Source organism: Bradyrhizobium sp. th-b2, assembly GCF_000426785.1.
Classification (GTDB): Bacteria; Pseudomonadota; Alphaproteobacteria; order Rhizobiales; family Xanthobacteraceae; genus Bradyrhizobium; species Bradyrhizobium septentrionale.
Genome location: NZ_AUGA01000020.1, coordinates 47974 through 64739, shown reverse-complemented (window position 1 = coordinate 64739; position 16766 = coordinate 47974). Strand labels below are relative to the sequence as shown.

Below are 16766 nucleotides of genomic sequence, written 5' to 3'. Positions count from 1 at the left end.
CCGCAAGGACAGGAAGCCAGAGGTGTGTTACAGGCGACGATCGGCGACCTTGCATCCGCTCGCGACGCCGGAGGACAGCATCATGCCGCTCTCGTCGGAACTGTTCACAAAGGAAGGTCCGGGCAAAAAGCGTCTAGCCGACTGCGCCGTCAATCATCAGTTTAATATCTTTAAGGACAAGACGCCGAATTTTCCCGGCACGGAGGACGCGGTCGGGCGAATCCAGACCGCGCTGCGGTCGCTGGGTTTCACCATCTCCGATGCGGCCGGCGTTTACGGAGAGTCGACGGCGAAGGCGGTGTTCGCTTTCAAGAGCGCTCATCGTCCCAAGCCGATCCTCGGCCCTGGCCAGACAGTTCCGGACCGTGTCGTCGGCATCCAGACCGTCGCTGCACTCGACAAGGCAATGGCCGGAAAAGGCCCGAATCCCGGTCCGACGCCTCCCGGTCCGACGCCTCCCCCTCCGACGCCTCCGCCGCCCGCGCCCAAACCGACGGACCGCGTCTGGAAGTTCAGCCTCAAACTACAGACGAATGCGGATAGCATATTTAGCTTCAGGCTAGAGCTGACCGATCCCGACGGCAACAGCGAAAACTTTCTCACTTCTAAACCTGTGAAGTTTGCGAATACCTTGGGTACGCCAGTCAACTGCATCCAGGTCGGAACCATGAAGTTCTCGAACGAGGTTTCCCTCGACGATATTCTCGGCTGCCTCGCCGGTGTGGCGCTCAAGCCTGGCGACCGCGCTGAGGTTCTCACCGGCACACTGGCTGTCTCCGACGCGGACAAAAACATCAATTCCTTGGCGCCCGTCAACGGCGCCGCTCAGGGACAGCCGAACGAAGGTGGCATCCTTTTCGTGGCTTCCGTGCTACAGCGGTTGGCGTTTTAGCGGTCCGCGACGCGCCGGCCCACCTATCCCCGCGCCTGCGCCGCGCCCTCGGCTGTGAGCGGAGCGTCGCGGGTGATGTTCACGTTTCCGCTGTGGTAAACATGACCTACTAACCCGGGACGCGCTCTATTCCTCCGGCTAGAAGAGACATCAGCCACACGTGCGGCCGCCGCTCGCATTTATATGATCTTGGGTACTTTCCCGCGCGCGTTCTATTGACAGGGGGGCCGCCTCGCGAACTCGGCTTCACCAGACGTGAAGGGCCGCCAGCGGAGAGGATCTGACCCCGCTACGGCCCCTCGCGCTCGGCGCTCTAAGAGCGTTTTCAAGCGAAGTGGACACCGGTTCGCATGAAGAAAACGCGTCAAAACAAGAATCTAGAGCTCGTTCCGATCTTATCGGAACGGAATAGCTCTTACCTCGTCTCCATTGACAAGTTGCAGGGGCTCAGCCACGCAATCATCCATGCTCACCGCCACGCCGGCCGGCGCCCGCGATCTGCTCGGCCACAGACCGTTCCTGTTCTTTTTGTCGTCGCGCAGCCTGTCGCGCTTCTCCAGCCAGATCGGCGCGGTCGCGATCGGCTGGCAGATCTATGAGCTGACCGGCAGCGCGTTCGACCTCGGCATGGTCGGACTGGTGCAGTTCCTGCCGACGGCACTGCTGGTGTTCGTCGCGGGCCACGCCGCCGACCGCTTCGAGCGCAAGCGCGTGGTGCAGGCCTGCCAGATCGCGGAAGCGCTGACCGCACTGTTTCTCGCCGGAAGCACGTTCGCCGGCACCATCTCCGAGATCCAGATCTTCGCTGCGACCTTCGTGCTCGGCATTGCCGGCGCGTTCGAGAGCCCGGCGACCGCCGCGTTGCTGCCGCTGATCGCGCCGCAGGGCTCGCTGCAGCGGGCGACCGCGATCTCGAGCGGCGCGGCCCAGGTCGCGACCATCACCGGACCCGCGCTCGGCGGCTTCGCCTATGCGCTGATGCCGAGTGCGCCCTATGCGGTGATGATGGTGTTCTGGCTGTTCGGCGCGCTCTTGACCGGCGGCATCGGCCGGCTGCAGCAGGCGGCGCCGAAGAACGGGCAGGTGTCGGATGATCTGTTTGCCGGCGTCACCTTCGTGCGCAGCAATCCGGCGATCCTCGGCACCATCTCGCTCGACCTGTTCGCGGTGCTGTTCGGCGGCGTCACTGCGCTGCTGCCGATCTACGCACGCGACATCCTGCAGACCGGCCCGCTCGGCCTCGGCATCCTGCGCGCCGCGCCCGCGGTCGGTGCGCTATTGATGACGATTGTGCTAGCACGGCACACCATCAACCGCCGCGTCGGCATGCGCATGTTCCAGGCGGTGATCGTGTTCGGCGTGGCGACGGTGGTGTTCGCGTTGTCGCACTGGATGTGGTTGTCAGCGCTGTCGCTCGCAGTGCTCGGCGCCGCCGACACGATCAGCGTCGTGATCCGCTTCTCGCTGGTGCAGCTTGCGACCCCCGACGAGATGCGCGGCCGGGTTGGCGCGGTCAATTTCCTGTTCATCAATGCGTCGAACCAGCTCGGCCAGTTCGAGAGCGGCGTCACCGCGGCGCTGCTCGGCGCCGTGCCGTCCGCCGTGCTCGGCGGCGTCGCCACCGTTGCAGTCGCGCTGCTCTGGATGAAGCTGTTCCCGACGCTGCGGGACGTGGAGAAGCTGGAGTAGGGGCCTTCTTACCTCGCCCCGCTTGCGGGAGAGGTTGAATCGCATGCAGCGAAGCGAAATGCGATTCGAGTGAGGGGGACTCTCCGAGAGCCGTCCCTCACCGTCCTCGTGGAGACTCCCTGCACGATTTCGGAATAATGGAAGAGTGCCGCTGATTTGCCCGACGTGTCAAGTTGCCGTGTCGAAGGTCGGCAGCCGACGGCTACTTTGCATGGGGTTGTTCTCGATATTTTGGCAGCGCGCCCCCGCGACGGCATGGCCGGGACAAGTCCGGCCATGACGACGTGATAGTCCTGCCGCAAGCGGGGAGAAGGAGAAGATCAGCCCCGGCCCACGAACGGCATCTTGGTCGCCATGACCGTCATGAACAGCACGTTGGCGTCGAGCGGCAGGCCGGCCATGTAGGCGACGGCATCGCCGACCGCCTTGGCGTCCATGCGCGGCTCGTGCTTGGTGGTGCCGTCCGGCTGCAGCACGCCGGGGCCGTTGACCATGCGGTCGGTCATCGGGGTCGCGGCATTGCCTATGTCGACCTGGCCGACCGCGATGTCATACATCCGGCCGTCGAGATTGGAAGCCTTGGTGAGCCCGGTGATGGCGTGCTTGGTCGAGGTGTAGGCCGCCGAGAACGGCCGTGGCGCATGCGCCGAGATCGAGCCGTTGTTGATGATGCGGCCGCCGCGCGGCTTCTGGTCCTTCATGATGCGGAAGGCGTGCTGGGTGCACAGGAACGGCGCGGTGAGGTTGGTGTTGACCACCGCCTGCCACTGCTTGAGCGTCAGATCCTCGAAATTCACCGGCGGCGCGCCCATGCCGGCGTTGTTGAACAGCACGTCGAGCCGGCCATAGGTCGCCTTCACCTTGTCGAACAGCGCCGTGATCGCGGCCGGGTTGGCCATGTCGGCCGACACGCACAGGCTCTTGCCGGCAGGGCCGAGCTTGCTGGTCTCTTCCAGCATCTCGATGCGGCGCCCGACGAGCACCACGGTATAGCCTGCGTTCATCAAGGCGAGCGATGCCGCGCGTCCAACGCCGGTGCCGGCGCCGGTGACGAGTGCGATCTTGCTGGTTGCCTCAGTCATCCGAGTTTCCTCTTACTTGGTTTTTGCTTCGGTTTCGTTCTTGTAGGGTGGGCGTGGAATGTTCTGGTGCGCCGCGCGCAGCGCCGCCGACCAGCGCGAGCGCAGATCGTGGAAATAGGGCTCGCCGGCCTCGATGCGGTGGTTGAGGTCGGCATCGCAGGCGTCCGTGCGCACCACCAACACGTCGATCGGCAGGCCGACGCCGAGGTTGGAGCGCATCGTCGAATCCATCGAGATCAGGCCCGTTTTGAGCGCCTCGTAGAGCTCGACATCGTAATGCATGGCGCGGTCGAGCACCGGCTTGCCGTATTTGTGCTCGCCGATCTGCAAATAGGGCGTGTCGGTGGTGCATTCGATGAAGTTGCCGGCGGTGTAGACCATGAACAGGCGCATCCGCGAGCCCTTGATCTGGCCGCCGAACAGGAACGACACGTCGAACGAGATGTCCTCGGAGCGCAGCGCGTCGCCCTCGGTGGCGTGCACCGAGCGGATGGCGCGGCCGATCCGCTGCGCAGCCTGGAACATGGTCGGCGCGTTCATCAGCGTCTCGAGCTCGCCGGTGTGCGGATCTTCCATGCCCTCGGTCAGGGTCGACAGCACCGACTGGCTGATCGCCAGATTGCCGGCGCTGGCGATCGCCATGATGCGCTCGCCGGGTTTTGAGAAGATGTGCAGCTTGCGGAAGGTCGAGACATTGTCGAGGCCGGCATTGGTGCGGGTGTCGGCGATCATGACGAGGCCGTCTCGCACCAGAATTCCGCAACAATAGGTCATTTCCAGTCCCCAAACGGTCCGAAATTCTCGGCGCAGAACTAGTAGCCAATTTCAGGGTGTCATCCAACCCCAATTCCCTGCCGCGGGACATGCGGCGACCGGTCAAAAAGGGGCGGGTGGCCTGCCGCGGCGAATGGCCGTATGGGACTGTTCCGCCCGCAGGCCGTTCGGAGATGCCCGGGCGCCAACCTCGTTCTGCGCCGCGCGCAGCCGGCAATGATCGGCATCCCCTGTCATTGCGAGGCTCCTGGCGTTGTGCTCGACTGCCTGCAACCGACAACAACAAGAAATTCCGGGAGACGAGAATGTCGTTCAAACTGGCCGCATGCATCGTGGCCTTCGGCATCGTGACAATGGCTGCGAGCCCAGCATCGGCGCAGAAGAAGGGCGGCACGCTGCGGCTCTATCACAACGACAATCCGCCCTCAACCTCGCTGCTTGAAGAGTCGACCATCGCCTCGGTGATGCCGTTCGCGGCGGTCTTCAACAACCTCGTGGTGTTCGATCCCGCCAAGGTGCACGAATCGATCGACACCGTGATCCCGGATCTCGCCGACAGCTGGTCGTGGGATTCGACCAACACAAGGCTGACTTTCAAACTGCATCACGGCGTGAAGTGGCACGACGGCCAGCCTTTCACCGCCAAGGACGTGCAATGCACTTGGCGGATGCTGATCGGCAAGAGCGAGACCCAGGACTTCAAGCGCAATCCGCGCAAGGTCTGGTACACGAAGCTCAAGGACATCAGCGTCAATGGCGACGATGAAGCGACTTTCGAGCTGACCGAGCCACAACCCGGCCTGCTGGCGCTGCTCGCCAGTGCTTTCTCGGTGGTCTATCCCTGCCATGTGCCGCAGCAGGTGATGCGCACCAAGCCGGTCGGCACCGGGCCGTTCAAGTTCGTCGAATTCCGGCGCGGAGATTCAATCCGTCTCGTCCGCAACCCCGATTACTTCAAGAAGGACCGGCCGTATCTCGACGAGATTACGGTGCGCTCGATCGACAGCCGGGCCACGCGGATGCTGGCGTTCGCGACCGGGGACTATGACATCACCTTTCCGTCCGACGTCAGCATTCCCCTGATGAAGGACGTCAAGGCGCGGGCACCGAACGCAATCTGCGAGGTGACCTCGACCAATCTGCAGATCAATCTCTTGGTCAACCGCGTCAATCCGCCGTTCGACAATTCCGAGATCCGCAAGGCGATGTCGCTGGCGCTCGACCGCAAGGCGTTCAACAGCATTCTGTTCGAGGGCACCGGTCGGCTCGGCGGCGCGATGCAGGCCAAGCCCGAAGGCGAGTGGGGCATGCCGGCAGACGTGCTGTCGACGCTGATGGGCTACGGTCCCGACACCGAGAAGAACCTCGCGGACGCGCAGGCGATCATGCAGAAGCTCGGCTACAGCGACGCCAAGCCGTTGTCGATCAAGATCCAGACCCGCAATTTGCCGACCTATCGCGACCCGGCGGTGATCCTCGCCGACCAGCTCAAGAACATCTACATCGTCGCCGAGCTCGATATCCTTGATACGCCGCGCTGGTACTCGCGGCTGCAGCGCAAGGATTACACGATCGGTCTCAATGTCACCGGCGTCAGCGTCGACGATCCCGATGGCAACGTCGTCGAGAATTATTCCTGCAACTCGGAGCGCAACTACACCCAGTATTGCAATGCCGAGGTCGACAAGTTGCTCGCCGCGCAATCGCGCGAGGTCGACAAGGACAAGCGGCGGAGCATCGTGTTCGACATCGAGCGCGTGCTGGTCGAAGACGCGGCGCGGCCGGTCATTCTGCACTCATCGGCCGGCAATTGCTGGCAGCCTTACGTGAGGAATTTTCATCCGCACGACAACAGCCAGTACAACAATCTGCGGTTTGAGGATGTCTGGCTGGATAAATGAATCAAGTTGGCCCGCTTGGCGACGACGTCCGCCGTCGTCCTCGTGCGCTTCGTAGCTCAGTCGTTATTCCTGCGCGCGCGGAGTACCCGCGCCGACCGTCGGGTGTCACGATCGCGACGGCACCCGTCGGTCAAGGCCGCGCAGGGATGCATCGGGACATCCGAAGCCGCTACGGAAGCTCGGATATCAGCTTGGTCCACTCGGCCTCGGGCCAGGCCCGTGAGGTGCAGGTCCGTATGTTTCCCTGAGAACTGAGCGCGAGCGCGAGTTTCGTGATGTTGTCGCCGAGAGGCGCTTCGGCGAGGAGAAGGATGTCATGCTCGCCGGAGGTGAGATAGACCTCCTTGATTTCGACACCGAGCGTCTTGGCGAGTTCTTTCGCCGCTCGGCTGCGCTTGGGAGCTTCCTTGACATTACGAATTCCCTGGTCGGTCCAGTCGATCCTCACTATGAATGTCGCCATGTCGTCCTCCAAGGGTTACGCACTGCCCTTGTCTGCCGCGCGCGCGGCAGGCCAACGTGCTTCATGTTGAAATTGAGGGAGCGCCCCATAAGGCAGGCGCTGCTTTCAGACTGCGATGCCTGCCGACGGCCTGACCGCTGCCTGTTCCGTCAAACGGCGACGTCGGCCCGTCCCGTCTCAAAGGGCAGCTCGGTGCAGATTACGCCATGTCATTTGCTGGAGAAAGAGGGCTCCCCGCGTTGTGATCGCAAACGCAGTGGCGCCCCGGAATGACAGGATGAGGGCAGGCAAAGCAAAGCGTCCAGCCTACGCATCCGGTGCATCGACGAGGAACGCCTCGTCCACCGGCACGCCGAGCGCCGTGACCAGCCGGTTGGTCTCGGCGGCCATGCCGACGATCGCCAGCATTTCCAGATATTCGGCCTCGGTCATGCCCTTGGCGCGGGCGCTCGCGGTGTGCGAATGAATGCAGTAGCTGCAGCCATGGGCCACCGAGACCGCAACGTAGAGCATTTCCTTGACCTTCGGATCCAGCGCTCCCGGCGCCATCACCTCCTTGATGCTCTCCCAGGTTCGCCGCAAGGTCTTCGGATCATGCGCCAGCGCGCGCCAGAAATTGTTGACGAAGTCCGACTTTCGCGTCGTGCGGATGTCATCGAAGACGGCGCGCGCCTCCGGCGAGAGTTCATCGTCGGACAGCAGTTTTACGGTGGCCATGGTGTGTCTCGCTAATCGGACTAGCAGCTACGACTGCGTCTGGCTCTGCCATTGTCCGGGGCGCCCGGCCTGATCGACCTTGACCGCGACCGACAGCGTCTCGCTGCCGCCGCCATAGCGGGTGCCGCGGACCGGGGCGGCGCCGAGATAGTCGAGGCCGATCGCGACGCGGGCATGAGCGTCGGTGGTGCAAATGCCGTTGGCGGCGTCGAAGCCGACCCAGCCGAGATTGGGCACGAACGCCTCGGCCCAGGCATGACCGGCCTGCTGGTTGACCATGCCGTCGGAGCGCAGGAAGTGGCCGGAGACGAACCGCGCCGGCACGCCGCCGGCGCGCGCGCACGCGATCAGGATATGCGCGTAATCCTGGCAGACGCCGCGCTTCAGCGCGAACGCCTCGGAGGCCGAGGTGGCGCTGTTGGTTGGATCCTCGTCAAACGTCATGTGCTCGTAAATCTGCGCCATCTGCGCGTGCAAGAAGCCGAGCACGTCCGCGCCGGCCGCCGCCCGCAGCTCGCGCACGGAGGCGGTCATGGCCGGGTTGAGGTCGGTCAGCGGTGTGGGCCGCAGGAACAGGCTCGGCGGAAACCGCTCGTCGCTACCGCGCAGCACGCCGCCGGTGTCCTGAGTCTCGACCAGGCCTTCGCAATGGATGGTGAGGTCGCTGATCGCGCCGTGGGTCAGCACGTGGGTGACGTTGCCGAAAGCGTCCTCATGGGTGTCGAGCCGGGAATCGGTCGAGACGTCGATCTGCCAATCCGCGACGTACTGGCCGTCATGGCTGCCCGGCGTCATCCGCAGGATCTGGATCACGCCCGAGGCCGCCGGCTCGTAGCGATAGGTGGTGGTGTGGGCTATCCGCAGGCGCATGGTCGACCAACACAGTCGGGATCGTTATATCAGAGCAAAAGCGCGAAGCGCGTCCTCGCCAGATGCTCCTAGCGTTCGTCTTTCGCCCTTATCGTCCTTCAAAGCAAGACGTGGATGGCCGGGTCAAGCCCGGTCATGACGGGATTTTGCGTCAAAACCGGTCAAATCAGGTACTGCTTGGTGACGATCTCACCGAGCCGTGAGTTGTCCGCGATGAATTCCTGGATGAACTCGTGCACGCCGTGCTGGAAGATGTCGTCCATATGGCTGTGCTCGAGCCGGTTCCTGATGCCGCGGGCGTGGCGCTGGGCGGCGCCCTGGCGGCCATAGGCGACGCCGATCTGGTCCAGATTGCGCACGAGGTTGCTGTAGCAGCTGGCGAGCGACCGCGGCAGCGTGTCGTTGAGGATCAGCAGGTCGGCGATCAGCCAGGGCTTCAGGGTTTCCCGGTAGACCCAGTGATAGGCGGTCGTTGCCGACACCGAGCGCAGGATCGAGGTCCACTGGTAGTAATCCAGCGGGCCGCCGACATGCTCCTCTTCGGGCAGCAGCATGTGATACTTCACGTCGAGAATGCGCGCGGTGTTGTCGGCGCGCTCGAGATGCACCCCGAGCCGCGAGAACCAATAGGCGTCGTTGCGCAGCATGGTGCGGTAGGCTGAGCCGTCGAAGCGCAGCGAGGTCTCCTGCACGAAGCGCAGGAATTTGGCCAATTCCTCGCGGCTGCCGGTCCCGCCCTTGCCCCACACCGCCTGCAACTCAATCCAGGCCGAATTGATCGTGTCCCACATTTCCGAGGTCAGCGCGGTGCGCACCGAGCGTGAATTGAGCCGGGCTGCCTCGATGCAGTTCTTGATCGAGGAGGGGTTCTCCGACGAGAAGGAGAGATATTCGACGACGTTCTGCTGGTTGGCTTCCGGGTAGTGATCGTAGAAGCTCGCGCCGACGCCGGCGGTGAGCAGCGCGGAATCCCACTCATTGGTCTTGCCGATATAGGCCGCGGGCAGCGCGGTGACGCGCAGCGTGGCGTCGATCGTGCGCGCCAGATATTCGGCACGTTCGACGTAACGGGCGAGCCAGAACAGATTTTCGGCGGTGCGCGACAGCATGCTTCAACTACTCGCTTAGAATCCAGGTGTCCTTGGTGCCGCCGCCCTGGCTCGAATTGACCACGAGCGAGCCTTCCTTCAGCGCGACGCGGGTCAGCCCGCCGGGCACGATGGTGGTCTGGCTGCTGCCGGTCAGCACGAACGGGCGAAGGTCGACATGGCGCGGCGCCAGACCCTTGTCGGTGCAGGTCGGGCAGGTCGACAGCGCCAGCGTCGGCTGGGCAATGAAGCCTTCGGGCTCGCGCTTGAGCTTGTCGCGGAACGCCTCGATGGTGGCCTTGGTGGCGGCCGGGCCGATCAGCATGCCGTAGCCGCCCGAGCCGTGCACCTCCTTGACGACGAGGTCGGCGAGGTTGTCGAGCACGTAGGACAGATCCTGCGCTTCGCGGCAGCGCCAGGTCTGCACGTTCTTCAGGATCGGCTCCTCGCTGAGGTAGAACTTCACGATGTCGGGCATGTAGGAATAGATCGCCTTGTCGTCGGCGATGCCGGTGCCGACCGCGTTGGCAAGCGTGATGTTGCCGGCCGCATAGGCCGACATCAGCCCGGGAACGCCGAGCGCGGAATCCGGGCGGAAGGTGAGAGGGTCGAGGAAATCGTCGTCGACGCGACGGTAGATCACGTCGACCCGCTTCAGCCCCTCGGTGGTGCGCATGAACACCTCGTCGTTCTTGACGATGAGGTCGCGCCCCTCGACCAGCTCGATGCCGAGCTTGTCGGCCAGGAACGAGTGCTCGTAATAGGCGGAGTTGTAGACGCCGGGCGTCATCAGCGCCACCGTCGGCTCGGCGGAGGCGCTGTGCGGCGCCACCGAGCGCAGCGCCGACAACAGCTCGTCAGGATAGCGCTCGACCGGCGCGACGCGGTGCCGCGCGAACAGGTCCGGAAACAGCCGCATCATGATCTCGCGGTTTTCCAGCATGTAGGAGACGCCGGACGGCGTCCGTGCATTGTCCTCCAGCACGATGAAGTTGTCGGGATCGGTGCGGATGATGTCGATGCCGGCGATGTGCACGTAGATGTCGTGCGGCACGTCCTGGCCGTTCATCTCCGGACGGAACACCGGGTTCTGGAAGATCAAATCCTCGGGGATGACGTTGGCGCGCAGAATGTCGCGGCCGTGATAGATGTCCTTGAGGAACATGTTGAGCGCGAGCACGCGCTGCTTGAGGCCTTTCTCCAGCAGCGTCCATTCGTTCGCCGACATGATGCGCGGAATGACGTCGAACGGGATCAGCCGCTCCTGGGCTTCGGTATCGCCATAGACCGCGAAGGTGATGCCGATCCGGCGGAACAAGAGCTCCGCTTCCTGGCGTCGATATTCGAGCGCATCCGGCGGCGTCTCTTTGAGCCAGCGGGAAAGCTCCTGGTAGGCCGGGCGAAGGTCCTCGCCAAGGCCGTTCATCTCATCGAACGCGACTGCCATATATCCTGACTGCCCTCCCAAGCCATGTGACACAGTGCATGACTTGATGGGATGGTAGCAAGGGGCGGGCCAGCGCGATATGCATTGGCTTATGGCATTTGCTAAGGGTGAGACGGAAGGCCTGCCCGAAAAACCGGCTGAGGTCTGCTTAATTCGGCGGCAAAACCTCGTGACATCAAGGCATTGGGTCGGCAATGTCAGGGGATCAAGTTAGGGAATGAGACCATGAGCGAGATTGTCACGGCGGGGATATTGGTGATCGGCGACGAGATCCTGTCCGGCCGGACCAAGGACAAGAACATCGGCTTCATCGCCGAATACCTGACCAATATCGGCATCGACCTCAAGGAGGTCCGCGTCGTCGCCGACGACGAGGCCGACATCATCGCCGCCCTTGATGCGCTGCGGCATAGATACAACTACGTGTTCACCACCGGCGGCATCGGGCCGACCCATGACGACATCACCGCCGACAGCGTCGCGAAGGCATTCGGGGTCGAGATCCACCATCATCCTGACGTGGTGGCGCGGTTCAGGGAGCGCTGGAGCGAGCAGGACCTCAACGAGGCGCGGCTCCGGATGGCCCGGGTGCCCGACGGCGCCGAGCTGATCCAGAGCGCGACCATCTTGGCGCCGGGCTTCAAGCTCGGCAATGTCATCGTGATGGCCGGTATCCCCACCATCATGCAGGCGATGATGGACATCGTGGCGCCGACCTTGAAATCCGGCCAGCGGATGCTGTCGGATTCTGTCCGCGCTGACGCGCGGGAAGGCGATATCGGTGGTCCGCTGCGGGCGATCGCGGAGGCCCATCCCGACACCATCATCGGCAGCTATCCGTTCCAGGATGAGAACCAGAAGCCGAACACCAATCTGGTGGTGCGCTCGCGCGATTCGGAGAAGCTCGCGGCTGCGATGGCCGCGGTGAAGGACATGCTGAAGCAGGTGCAGGCCGCGCAGAAAAAGCCGGCAGCGGGTTGAGACGATATGGTCGAGAGAAGTTCTGAACCGAGTGCGCAGGAGCGGGCCGGCAGGCCGTTCCCGGTCTCGTGGGATCAATTCCACCGGGATTGCCGGGCGCTGACCTGGCGGCTCAACGAGGTCGGCCCGTTCCATGCGGTGATCGCCATCACCCGCGGCGGACTGGTGCCGGCCGCGATCGTGGCGCGCGAACTCGGGCTGCGGATCATCGATACGGTCTGCGTCGCGAGCTACGACCATGACAAGCAGGGCGATCTGAAAGTGCTCAAGGGCATTTCGGAGCAAACCGCCAAGCTCGGCGGCGGCACCGGCAAGGGGCTTCTGATCGTCGACGACCTCGTCGATACCGGCAAGACCGGCAAGCTGGTGCGCGAGCTGCTGCCCGACGCGCATTTCGCAACCGTCTACGCCAAGCCGAAGGGACGGCCGCTGGTCGACACCTACATCACCGAGGTGTCGCAGGACACCTGGATCTTCTTTCCCTGGGATACCGCGCTGTCGTTCCAGCCGCCGATCCGCGACGGGGCGGCGTAACTTGACCGTCATTGCGAGCGAAGCGAAGCAATCTATCGCGCCGCACCCGTGGATGCATGGATTGCTTCGTCGCTGACGCTCCTCGCAATGACGGTTGTGGCTAAAGGTTCGCCATGCCCCTGCAAAACCGCGTCACCCCGACCGGAGACATCGTCGCGTCAGAACATCGCGGCACCTTCACCGGCAATCGCGGCATCATCCACGATCCGGCGACGCGGACGCTCTTGAACAAGCGCTGGTCGTCGCCGGCGTGGCTCACCTGTGTCTGCGAGTTCAGGGGACGGCGGCGCAAGGTGATGAGCCGGCAGAGCTGGACCGAACTGTTCTTCCTTGATGAAGCGACCGCCTTCGCAGCCGGGCACCGGCCGTGCTTCTACTGCCGCCGCGATGACGCCAAGCGGTTTCGCACGGCCTGGGAGAGCGGCAACGGCGTCAACGATCTCAGTGCCAAGGCGATGGATGCGATGCTGCATGCCGAGCGGCTCGCTCGCGGCAGGAAGCGGCTGCATCCGTTGCCGCTCAAGCTGCACGAACTGCCCGACGGCACGATGGTGCAGGCGAACGGGGAAAGCTATCTTGTCGCCAATGGCAAGACGTTGCGCTGGTCGTTCGCCGGTTACGACCGGGCTGATGTGACCGGTCCCGCGATGCTGCTGACGCCGCCGTCGACTGTCCGCGCGTTTCAGGCCGGCTATTGGCCGGTGTTGCATCCGAGCGCGGCGACTGCTTTGGGCTGAGCCGCCGCTGCTGCCCTTACGCCAACCGTTGTCGCGCCAGCTTTGCACCCGCACCGAGCGCAATCAGCTTGGCTTCGGCGATGTCCCGCCGCATCGGGGCCATGCCGCAATTGGTGGTCGCGATGATGTTGCCCTTCGGCACGAATTTCGCGACCGCCTCGATCACCTTGACGACATCCTCGGCGGTCTCGACCTCGTCGCTGGCGACGTCGATCACGCCGGCCTGCACGATCTTGCCGGGCAGCGCCGCGAGCAGCTCGATCGGCACCTTCGAGTTGCGACATTCGATCGCGACCTGCTGGATCGTGCTCTTGTCGATCACCGGGAAAGTCTCTTCATATTGCCGCCACTCGCCGCCGAGCGTCTGCTTCCAGTCGGTGTTGGCCTTGATGCCGTAGCCGTAGCAGATGTGAACCGCCGTGGCGCAGGTCAGGCCCTCGGCGGCGCGCTCCAGCGCCTTGATGCCCCAGTCGCGGACCTCATCCATGTAGACATTGAACGCGGGCTCATCGAACTGGATCATGTCAACGCCGTCGGCCTGCAACGCCCTGGCTTCCTGGTTCAATAGCTCGGCGAAGGCGAAGGCCATCTTCACGCGGTCGCCATAGTATTGGTCGGCGATGGTATCGATGATCGTCATCGGGCCGGGCAGGGTGAACTTCAGCCTGTTTTTGGTGTGGGCGCGTGCCGCGCGCGCCTCGCTTTCGTGGACACGGCCCTTGAGTTGCAGCGGCGCGACCACCTGCGGCACCATCGCCTTGTAGCGGTCCTTGCGGATGCCCATCTCGACCTTGTGGGCAAAATCGATGCCCTCGATCCGCTCCAGAAAACCGTGCACGAAGTGCTGGCGCGCCTGCTCGCCCTCGGTGACGATGTCGACGCCGGCATCCTCCTGCAGCTTGACCGCAAGCACCGTGGCATCGCGCTTGGCGCGGGCGAGCTCGGCGCCGTCCGACTTCCAGGGCGCCCACAGCATGTTCGGTTCGGCGAGCCATTCCGGCTTCGGCAGGGAGCCTGCGATCGTGGTTGGAAACAGCATGGGTGCCTCCCGATGGGTTCTGATTGAGCGCCTGTGTGCCATGTCCTAAGGTGGAGGTACAGAACAACAAAAGTCTTTGTGATGGGGAATAGGACGCCGATGATCGACCTGCACTACGCGCCGACGCCGAACGGCTGGAAGATCTCGATCATGCTGGAGGAACTGGGGCTGCCCTATCAGGTGATCCCGGTGAACATCCGCGCCGGCGAGCAGTTTCGGCCCGAGTTCCTGGCGATCAGCCCGAACAACCGCATCCCCGCGATCGTCGACCATGCGCCTGCCGATGGCGGCGGGCCGTTCCCGGTGTTCGAGACCGGCGCGATCCTGATCTATCTCGCCGACAAGACCGGCCGCTTCCTGTCCCGGGAGCTGCGTGCGCGGTCGAATGTCATCCAATGGGTGATGTGGCAGGTGGGCGGCCTTGGGCCGATGCTCGGCCAGCACGGCCATTTCGCGCTTTATGCGGCCGAGAAGATTCCCTATGGGATCCAGCGCTACCGCGACGAGACGGCGCGGCTCTACGGCGTGCTCGATCGCCAGCTCGGCAAGACCGGTGCCTACATCGCCGGCGACGACTATTCGATCGCCGACATCGCCTGCTTCCCCTGGACCATGACCCACAAGGCGCAGGGCTTTACCCTCGACGATTACCCGAACATCAAGCGCTGGTACGCGGCCGTGCGCGCCCGCCCGCAGCTGCAGGCGGGGCTGGCGATCGGAAAATTCGTCAAGGAACCGTTTGACGAGGAATCACGCAAGAACATGTTCGGCCAGCGTGCGAAGGAGCTGGTCGAGAGGAAATGATTGTCGTCATTCCGGGGCGCGACGTAGTCGCGAGCCCGGAATCCATAACCACCATCGTGAATATGGATTCCGGCTCGCGCCAAGGGGCGCGCCCCGGAATGACGAGAATGAAAGAATGAAACTCTGAGGGAAAACGCCATGATCGAATTCTTCTTCGACTGTTCCAGCCCGTGGACCTATCTGGCCTGGCACAACATCCAGCCGCTTGCGAAGGAGTTCGACGCTCCGATCAGCTGGCGGCCGATCCTGGTCGGCGGCATCTTCAATACCGTCAATCCGTCGGTCTACGCGCAGCGCGAGACGCCGGTGCCGCTGAAGGCGCGCTACATGAAGAAGGATCTCGCCGACTGGGCGCGCTCGGTGGGCCTTGCGATCAAGATGCCGCCGACCGTATTCCCGGTGAACAGCGTGAAGGCAATGCGCGGCTGCATCCTTCTCGGCAACGAGAAGATGGTGCCGTTCGCGCGCGCCGTGTTCGAGGCCTATTGGGGCGACGACAAGGACATCTCGCAGGACGCGGTGTTGGCCGAGATCTGCACCAAGGTCGGGATCGATCCCGCAAAGTTCCTTGCCGGCATCGGCGATCAGGCGATCAAGGACCAGCTCAAGGCCAACACCGAGGAGGTGATGGCGCGCGGCGGCTTCGGCTCGCCCACGATCTATCTCGACAAGACCGACATGTATTTCGGCAACGACCGCCTGCCGCTGATCCGCGAGGCGCTGGCACGTCTCAAGGCGAGAGCTGCCTGATGCCGAAAGCCGTTGTTTGCCGCGAGCTCGGGCCGCCCGAGCGCCTGCAGCTGGAAAACTTCGCCTCGGTGCCGCTGAAGCCGGGCGAGGTGCGTGTTGCGATCCGCGCCGCCGGGATCAATTTCCCCGACATCCTGATGGCCGCCGGCGAGTACCAGCTCAAGCCGCCGCTGCCGTTCACGCCGGGCTCGGAAGCCGCCGGCGATGTCGTCGAGGTCAACGATGCCGCTGGCGTCGCCGTCGGCGACAAGGTGATCGTCAAGATGCGCTTCGGCGCCTATTGCGATGAGACGGTTGCTGTGCCGTCGCAGCTCGTGCCGGTGCCGTCGACCTTCGACTATGCCGAAGGCGCGACCTTCCTTGCCGCGCACGGCACCGCGTATCACGCGCTGATCGATCGCGGGCAGATCCAGCCCGGTGAGGTGCTGCTGGTGCACGGTGCCGGCGGAGGCGTCGGGCTTGCCGCGGTCGAGATCGGCAAGCTGCTCGGCGCCACCGTGATCGCGGCAGCCTCCAGCGAGGAGAAGCTTGCGATCGCTAAGGCGCGCGGCGCGGATCATCTCGTGCTCTATGCGCGCGAGCCGTTCCGCGACGCGGTCAAGCGCCTCACCGATGGCCGCGGCGCCGACGTCGTGTTCGATCCCGTCGGCGGCGAGGTGTTCGAGAACTCGATGCGCTGCATCAACTGGGGGGCGCGGATTCTCGTGGTCGGCTTCACCGGCGGCATCGGGCTTCCCCGCACCAATCTGTTGATGATCAAGGGCGCGAGCGTGCTCGGCGTCCGCGCCGGTGAGGCGGTGCGGAAGAACCCCGCGCTCGGCGAGGTCAGGTTCAAGGCATTGAGCGAATGGGCCGAGGCCGGCCGGGTGCGGCCAAACATCTCACACCGGCTGCCGCTGGAGGACTATGCGAAGGCGATGCGGCTGCTGATTGAGCGCAGGGCCATCGGGCGTGTGGCGCTGATGACCAGATGAAGTAGGGCGGGTTAGCCGCAAAGC

The 16766-nt window shown here is 63.9% G+C and carries 17 protein-coding genes; 9 read left to right on the top strand and 8 right to left on the bottom strand.

The window, feature by feature from the left end; all coding sequences use genetic code 11:
- The first annotated feature begins 49 nt into the window (after positions 1–49).
- Positions 50–892 carry a peptidoglycan-binding protein gene (locus K359_RS0123690; RefSeq protein WP_029081564.1) on the top strand — a complete coding sequence of 281 codons (843 nt, stop codon included), beginning with the start codon at positions 50–52 and terminating at the stop codon, positions 890–892.
- Between the two features lie 465 nt (positions 893–1357).
- On the top strand, positions 1358–2581 hold the full coding sequence (locus K359_RS0123685) for an MFS transporter (protein ID WP_029081563.1): 1224 nt from the start codon (positions 1358–1360) through the stop codon (positions 2579–2581).
- 320 nt (positions 2582–2901) lie between these two features.
- Here K359_RS0123685 and K359_RS0123680 read toward each other — a convergent pair whose 3' ends face one another.
- Entirely contained in the window at positions 2902–3663 is a 762-nt protein-coding gene (locus tag K359_RS0123680) for an SDR family oxidoreductase (RefSeq protein ID WP_029081562.1), read from the bottom strand.
- Between the two features lie 12 nt (positions 3664–3675).
- Positions 3676–4437 (bottom strand): proteasome-type protease, encoded by a 762-nt coding sequence (locus tag K359_RS0123675; RefSeq protein WP_029081561.1) that lies wholly within the window; start codon positions 4435–4437, stop codon positions 3676–3678.
- A 305-nt stretch (positions 4438–4742) separates the two neighbouring features.
- Between K359_RS0123675 and K359_RS0123670 the strand changes: the two genes are divergently transcribed.
- A complete protein-coding gene (locus tag K359_RS0123670) occupies positions 4743–6338 on the top strand; it encodes an ABC transporter substrate-binding protein (protein WP_029081560.1) in 1596 nt (531 codons plus the stop codon).
- 169 nt (positions 6339–6507) lie between these two features.
- Here the strand turns inward: K359_RS0123670 and K359_RS0123665 are convergent, their stop codons facing one another.
- From K359_RS0123665 to K359_RS0123645, 5 genes are all read right to left on the bottom strand, one after another.
- Entirely contained in the window at positions 6508–6801 is a 294-nt protein-coding gene (locus tag K359_RS0123665) for a GYD domain-containing protein (protein ID WP_029081559.1), read from the bottom strand.
- Between the two features lie 306 nt (positions 6802–7107).
- A complete protein-coding gene (locus K359_RS0123660) occupies positions 7108–7518 on the bottom strand; it encodes a carboxymuconolactone decarboxylase family protein (RefSeq protein WP_029081558.1) in 411 nt (136 codons plus the stop codon).
- A 27-nt stretch (positions 7519–7545) separates the two neighbouring features.
- Positions 7546–8388, bottom strand: a complete 843-nt coding sequence (locus K359_RS0123655; protein ID WP_029081557.1) for a transglutaminase family protein — start codon at positions 8386–8388, stop codon at positions 7546–7548.
- 161 nt (positions 8389–8549) lie between these two features.
- Positions 8550–9497: an alpha-E domain-containing protein gene (locus K359_RS0123650; protein WP_029081556.1), complete on the bottom strand. Its 948-nt coding sequence runs from the start codon at positions 9495–9497 to the stop codon at positions 8550–8552.
- A gap of 7 nt (positions 9498–9504) precedes the next feature.
- Positions 9505–10923, bottom strand: coding sequence for a circularly permuted type 2 ATP-grasp protein (locus K359_RS0123645; protein ID WP_029081555.1), 1419 nt, complete (start codon positions 10921–10923; stop codon positions 9505–9507).
- A 225-nt stretch (positions 10924–11148) separates the two neighbouring features.
- Between K359_RS0123645 and K359_RS0123640 the strand changes: the two genes are divergently transcribed.
- The 3 genes from K359_RS0123640 (at position 11149) to K359_RS0123630 (ending at position 13175) form a co-directional block, all read left to right on the top strand.
- Positions 11149–11904, top strand: coding sequence for a molybdopterin-binding protein (locus K359_RS0123640; RefSeq protein WP_029081554.1), 756 nt, complete (start codon positions 11149–11151; stop codon positions 11902–11904).
- Positions 11905–11910: 6 nt separating this feature from the next.
- Positions 11911–12438: a xanthine phosphoribosyltransferase gene (gene gpt, locus K359_RS0123635; RefSeq protein ID WP_029081553.1), complete on the top strand. Its 528-nt coding sequence runs from the start codon at positions 11911–11913 to the stop codon at positions 12436–12438.
- Between the two features lie 113 nt (positions 12439–12551).
- Positions 12552–13175, top strand: coding sequence for a hypothetical protein (locus tag K359_RS0123630; protein ID WP_029081552.1), 624 nt, complete (start codon positions 12552–12554; stop codon positions 13173–13175).
- A gap of 16 nt (positions 13176–13191) precedes the next feature.
- On the opposite strand, the gene K359_RS0123625 is transcribed toward K359_RS0123630, so the two are convergent.
- Positions 13192–14214 carry a methionine synthase gene (locus K359_RS0123625; RefSeq protein ID WP_035976962.1) on the bottom strand — a complete coding sequence of 341 codons (1023 nt, stop codon included), beginning with the start codon at positions 14212–14214 and terminating at the stop codon, positions 13192–13194.
- A 99-nt stretch (positions 14215–14313) separates the two neighbouring features.
- Between K359_RS0123625 and K359_RS0123620 the strand changes: the two genes are divergently transcribed.
- From K359_RS0123620 to K359_RS0123610, 3 genes are all read left to right on the top strand, one after another.
- Complete coding sequence (locus K359_RS0123620) at positions 14314–15018, top strand: glutathione binding-like protein (protein WP_029081550.1); 705 nt, start codon at positions 14314–14316, stop codon at positions 15016–15018.
- 138 nt (positions 15019–15156) lie between these two features.
- Positions 15157–15768, top strand: a complete 612-nt coding sequence (locus K359_RS0123615; RefSeq protein WP_029081549.1) for a 2-hydroxychromene-2-carboxylate isomerase — start codon at positions 15157–15159, stop codon at positions 15766–15768.
- Positions 15768–16742 (top strand): NADPH:quinone oxidoreductase family protein, encoded by a 975-nt coding sequence (locus K359_RS0123610; RefSeq protein ID WP_029081548.1) that lies wholly within the window; start codon positions 15768–15770, stop codon positions 16740–16742. Before K359_RS0123615 ends, K359_RS0123610 begins: the two co-directional genes overlap by 1 nt.
- Positions 16743–16766: the final 24 nt, after the last annotated feature.

What these genes read in the sequence shown, in the direction of transcription:
- K359_RS0123645 (WP_029081555.1), bottom strand. Translation starts at nt 10,923, where the DNA reads ATGGCAGTCGCGTTCGATGAGATGAACGGCCTTGGCGAGGACCTTCGC.
- K359_RS0123630 (WP_029081552.1), top strand. Translation starts at nt 12,552, where the DNA reads ATGCCCCTGCAAAACCGCGTCACCCCGACCGGAGACATCGTCGCGTCA.
- K359_RS0123680 (WP_029081562.1), bottom strand. Translation starts at nt 3,663, where the DNA reads ATGACTGAGGCAACCAGCAAGATCGCACTCGTCACCGGCGCCGGCACC.
- K359_RS0123625 (WP_035976962.1), bottom strand. Translation starts at nt 14,214, where the DNA reads ATGCTGTTTCCAACCACGATCGCAGGCTCCCTGCCGAAGCCGGAATGG.
- K359_RS0123610 (WP_029081548.1), top strand. Translation starts at nt 15,768, where the DNA reads ATGCCGAAAGCCGTTGTTTGCCGCGAGCTCGGGCCGCCCGAGCGCCTG.
- K359_RS0123675 (WP_029081561.1), bottom strand. Translation starts at nt 4,437, where the DNA reads ATGACCTATTGTTGCGGAATTCTGGTGCGAGACGGCCTCGTCATGATC.
- K359_RS0123665 (WP_029081559.1), bottom strand. Translation starts at nt 6,801, where the DNA reads ATGGCGACATTCATAGTGAGGATCGACTGGACCGACCAGGGAATTCGT.
- gpt (WP_029081553.1), top strand. Translation starts at nt 11,911, where the DNA reads ATGGTCGAGAGAAGTTCTGAACCGAGTGCGCAGGAGCGGGCCGGCAGG.
- K359_RS0123615 (WP_029081549.1), top strand. Translation starts at nt 15,157, where the DNA reads ATGATCGAATTCTTCTTCGACTGTTCCAGCCCGTGGACCTATCTGGCC.
- K359_RS0123660 (WP_029081558.1), bottom strand. Translation starts at nt 7,518, where the DNA reads ATGGCCACCGTAAAACTGCTGTCCGACGATGAACTCTCGCCGGAGGCG.
- K359_RS0123655 (WP_029081557.1), bottom strand. Translation starts at nt 8,388, where the DNA reads ATGCGCCTGCGGATAGCCCACACCACCACCTATCGCTACGAGCCGGCG.
- K359_RS0123640 (WP_029081554.1), top strand. Translation starts at nt 11,149, where the DNA reads ATGAGCGAGATTGTCACGGCGGGGATATTGGTGATCGGCGACGAGATC.
- K359_RS0123620 (WP_029081550.1), top strand. Translation starts at nt 14,314, where the DNA reads ATGATCGACCTGCACTACGCGCCGACGCCGAACGGCTGGAAGATCTCG.
- K359_RS0123685 (WP_029081563.1), top strand. Translation starts at nt 1,358, where the DNA reads ATGCTCACCGCCACGCCGGCCGGCGCCCGCGATCTGCTCGGCCACAGA.
- K359_RS0123670 (WP_029081560.1), top strand. Translation starts at nt 4,743, where the DNA reads ATGTCGTTCAAACTGGCCGCATGCATCGTGGCCTTCGGCATCGTGACA.
- K359_RS0123650 (WP_029081556.1), bottom strand. Translation starts at nt 9,497, where the DNA reads ATGCTGTCGCGCACCGCCGAAAATCTGTTCTGGCTCGCCCGTTACGTC.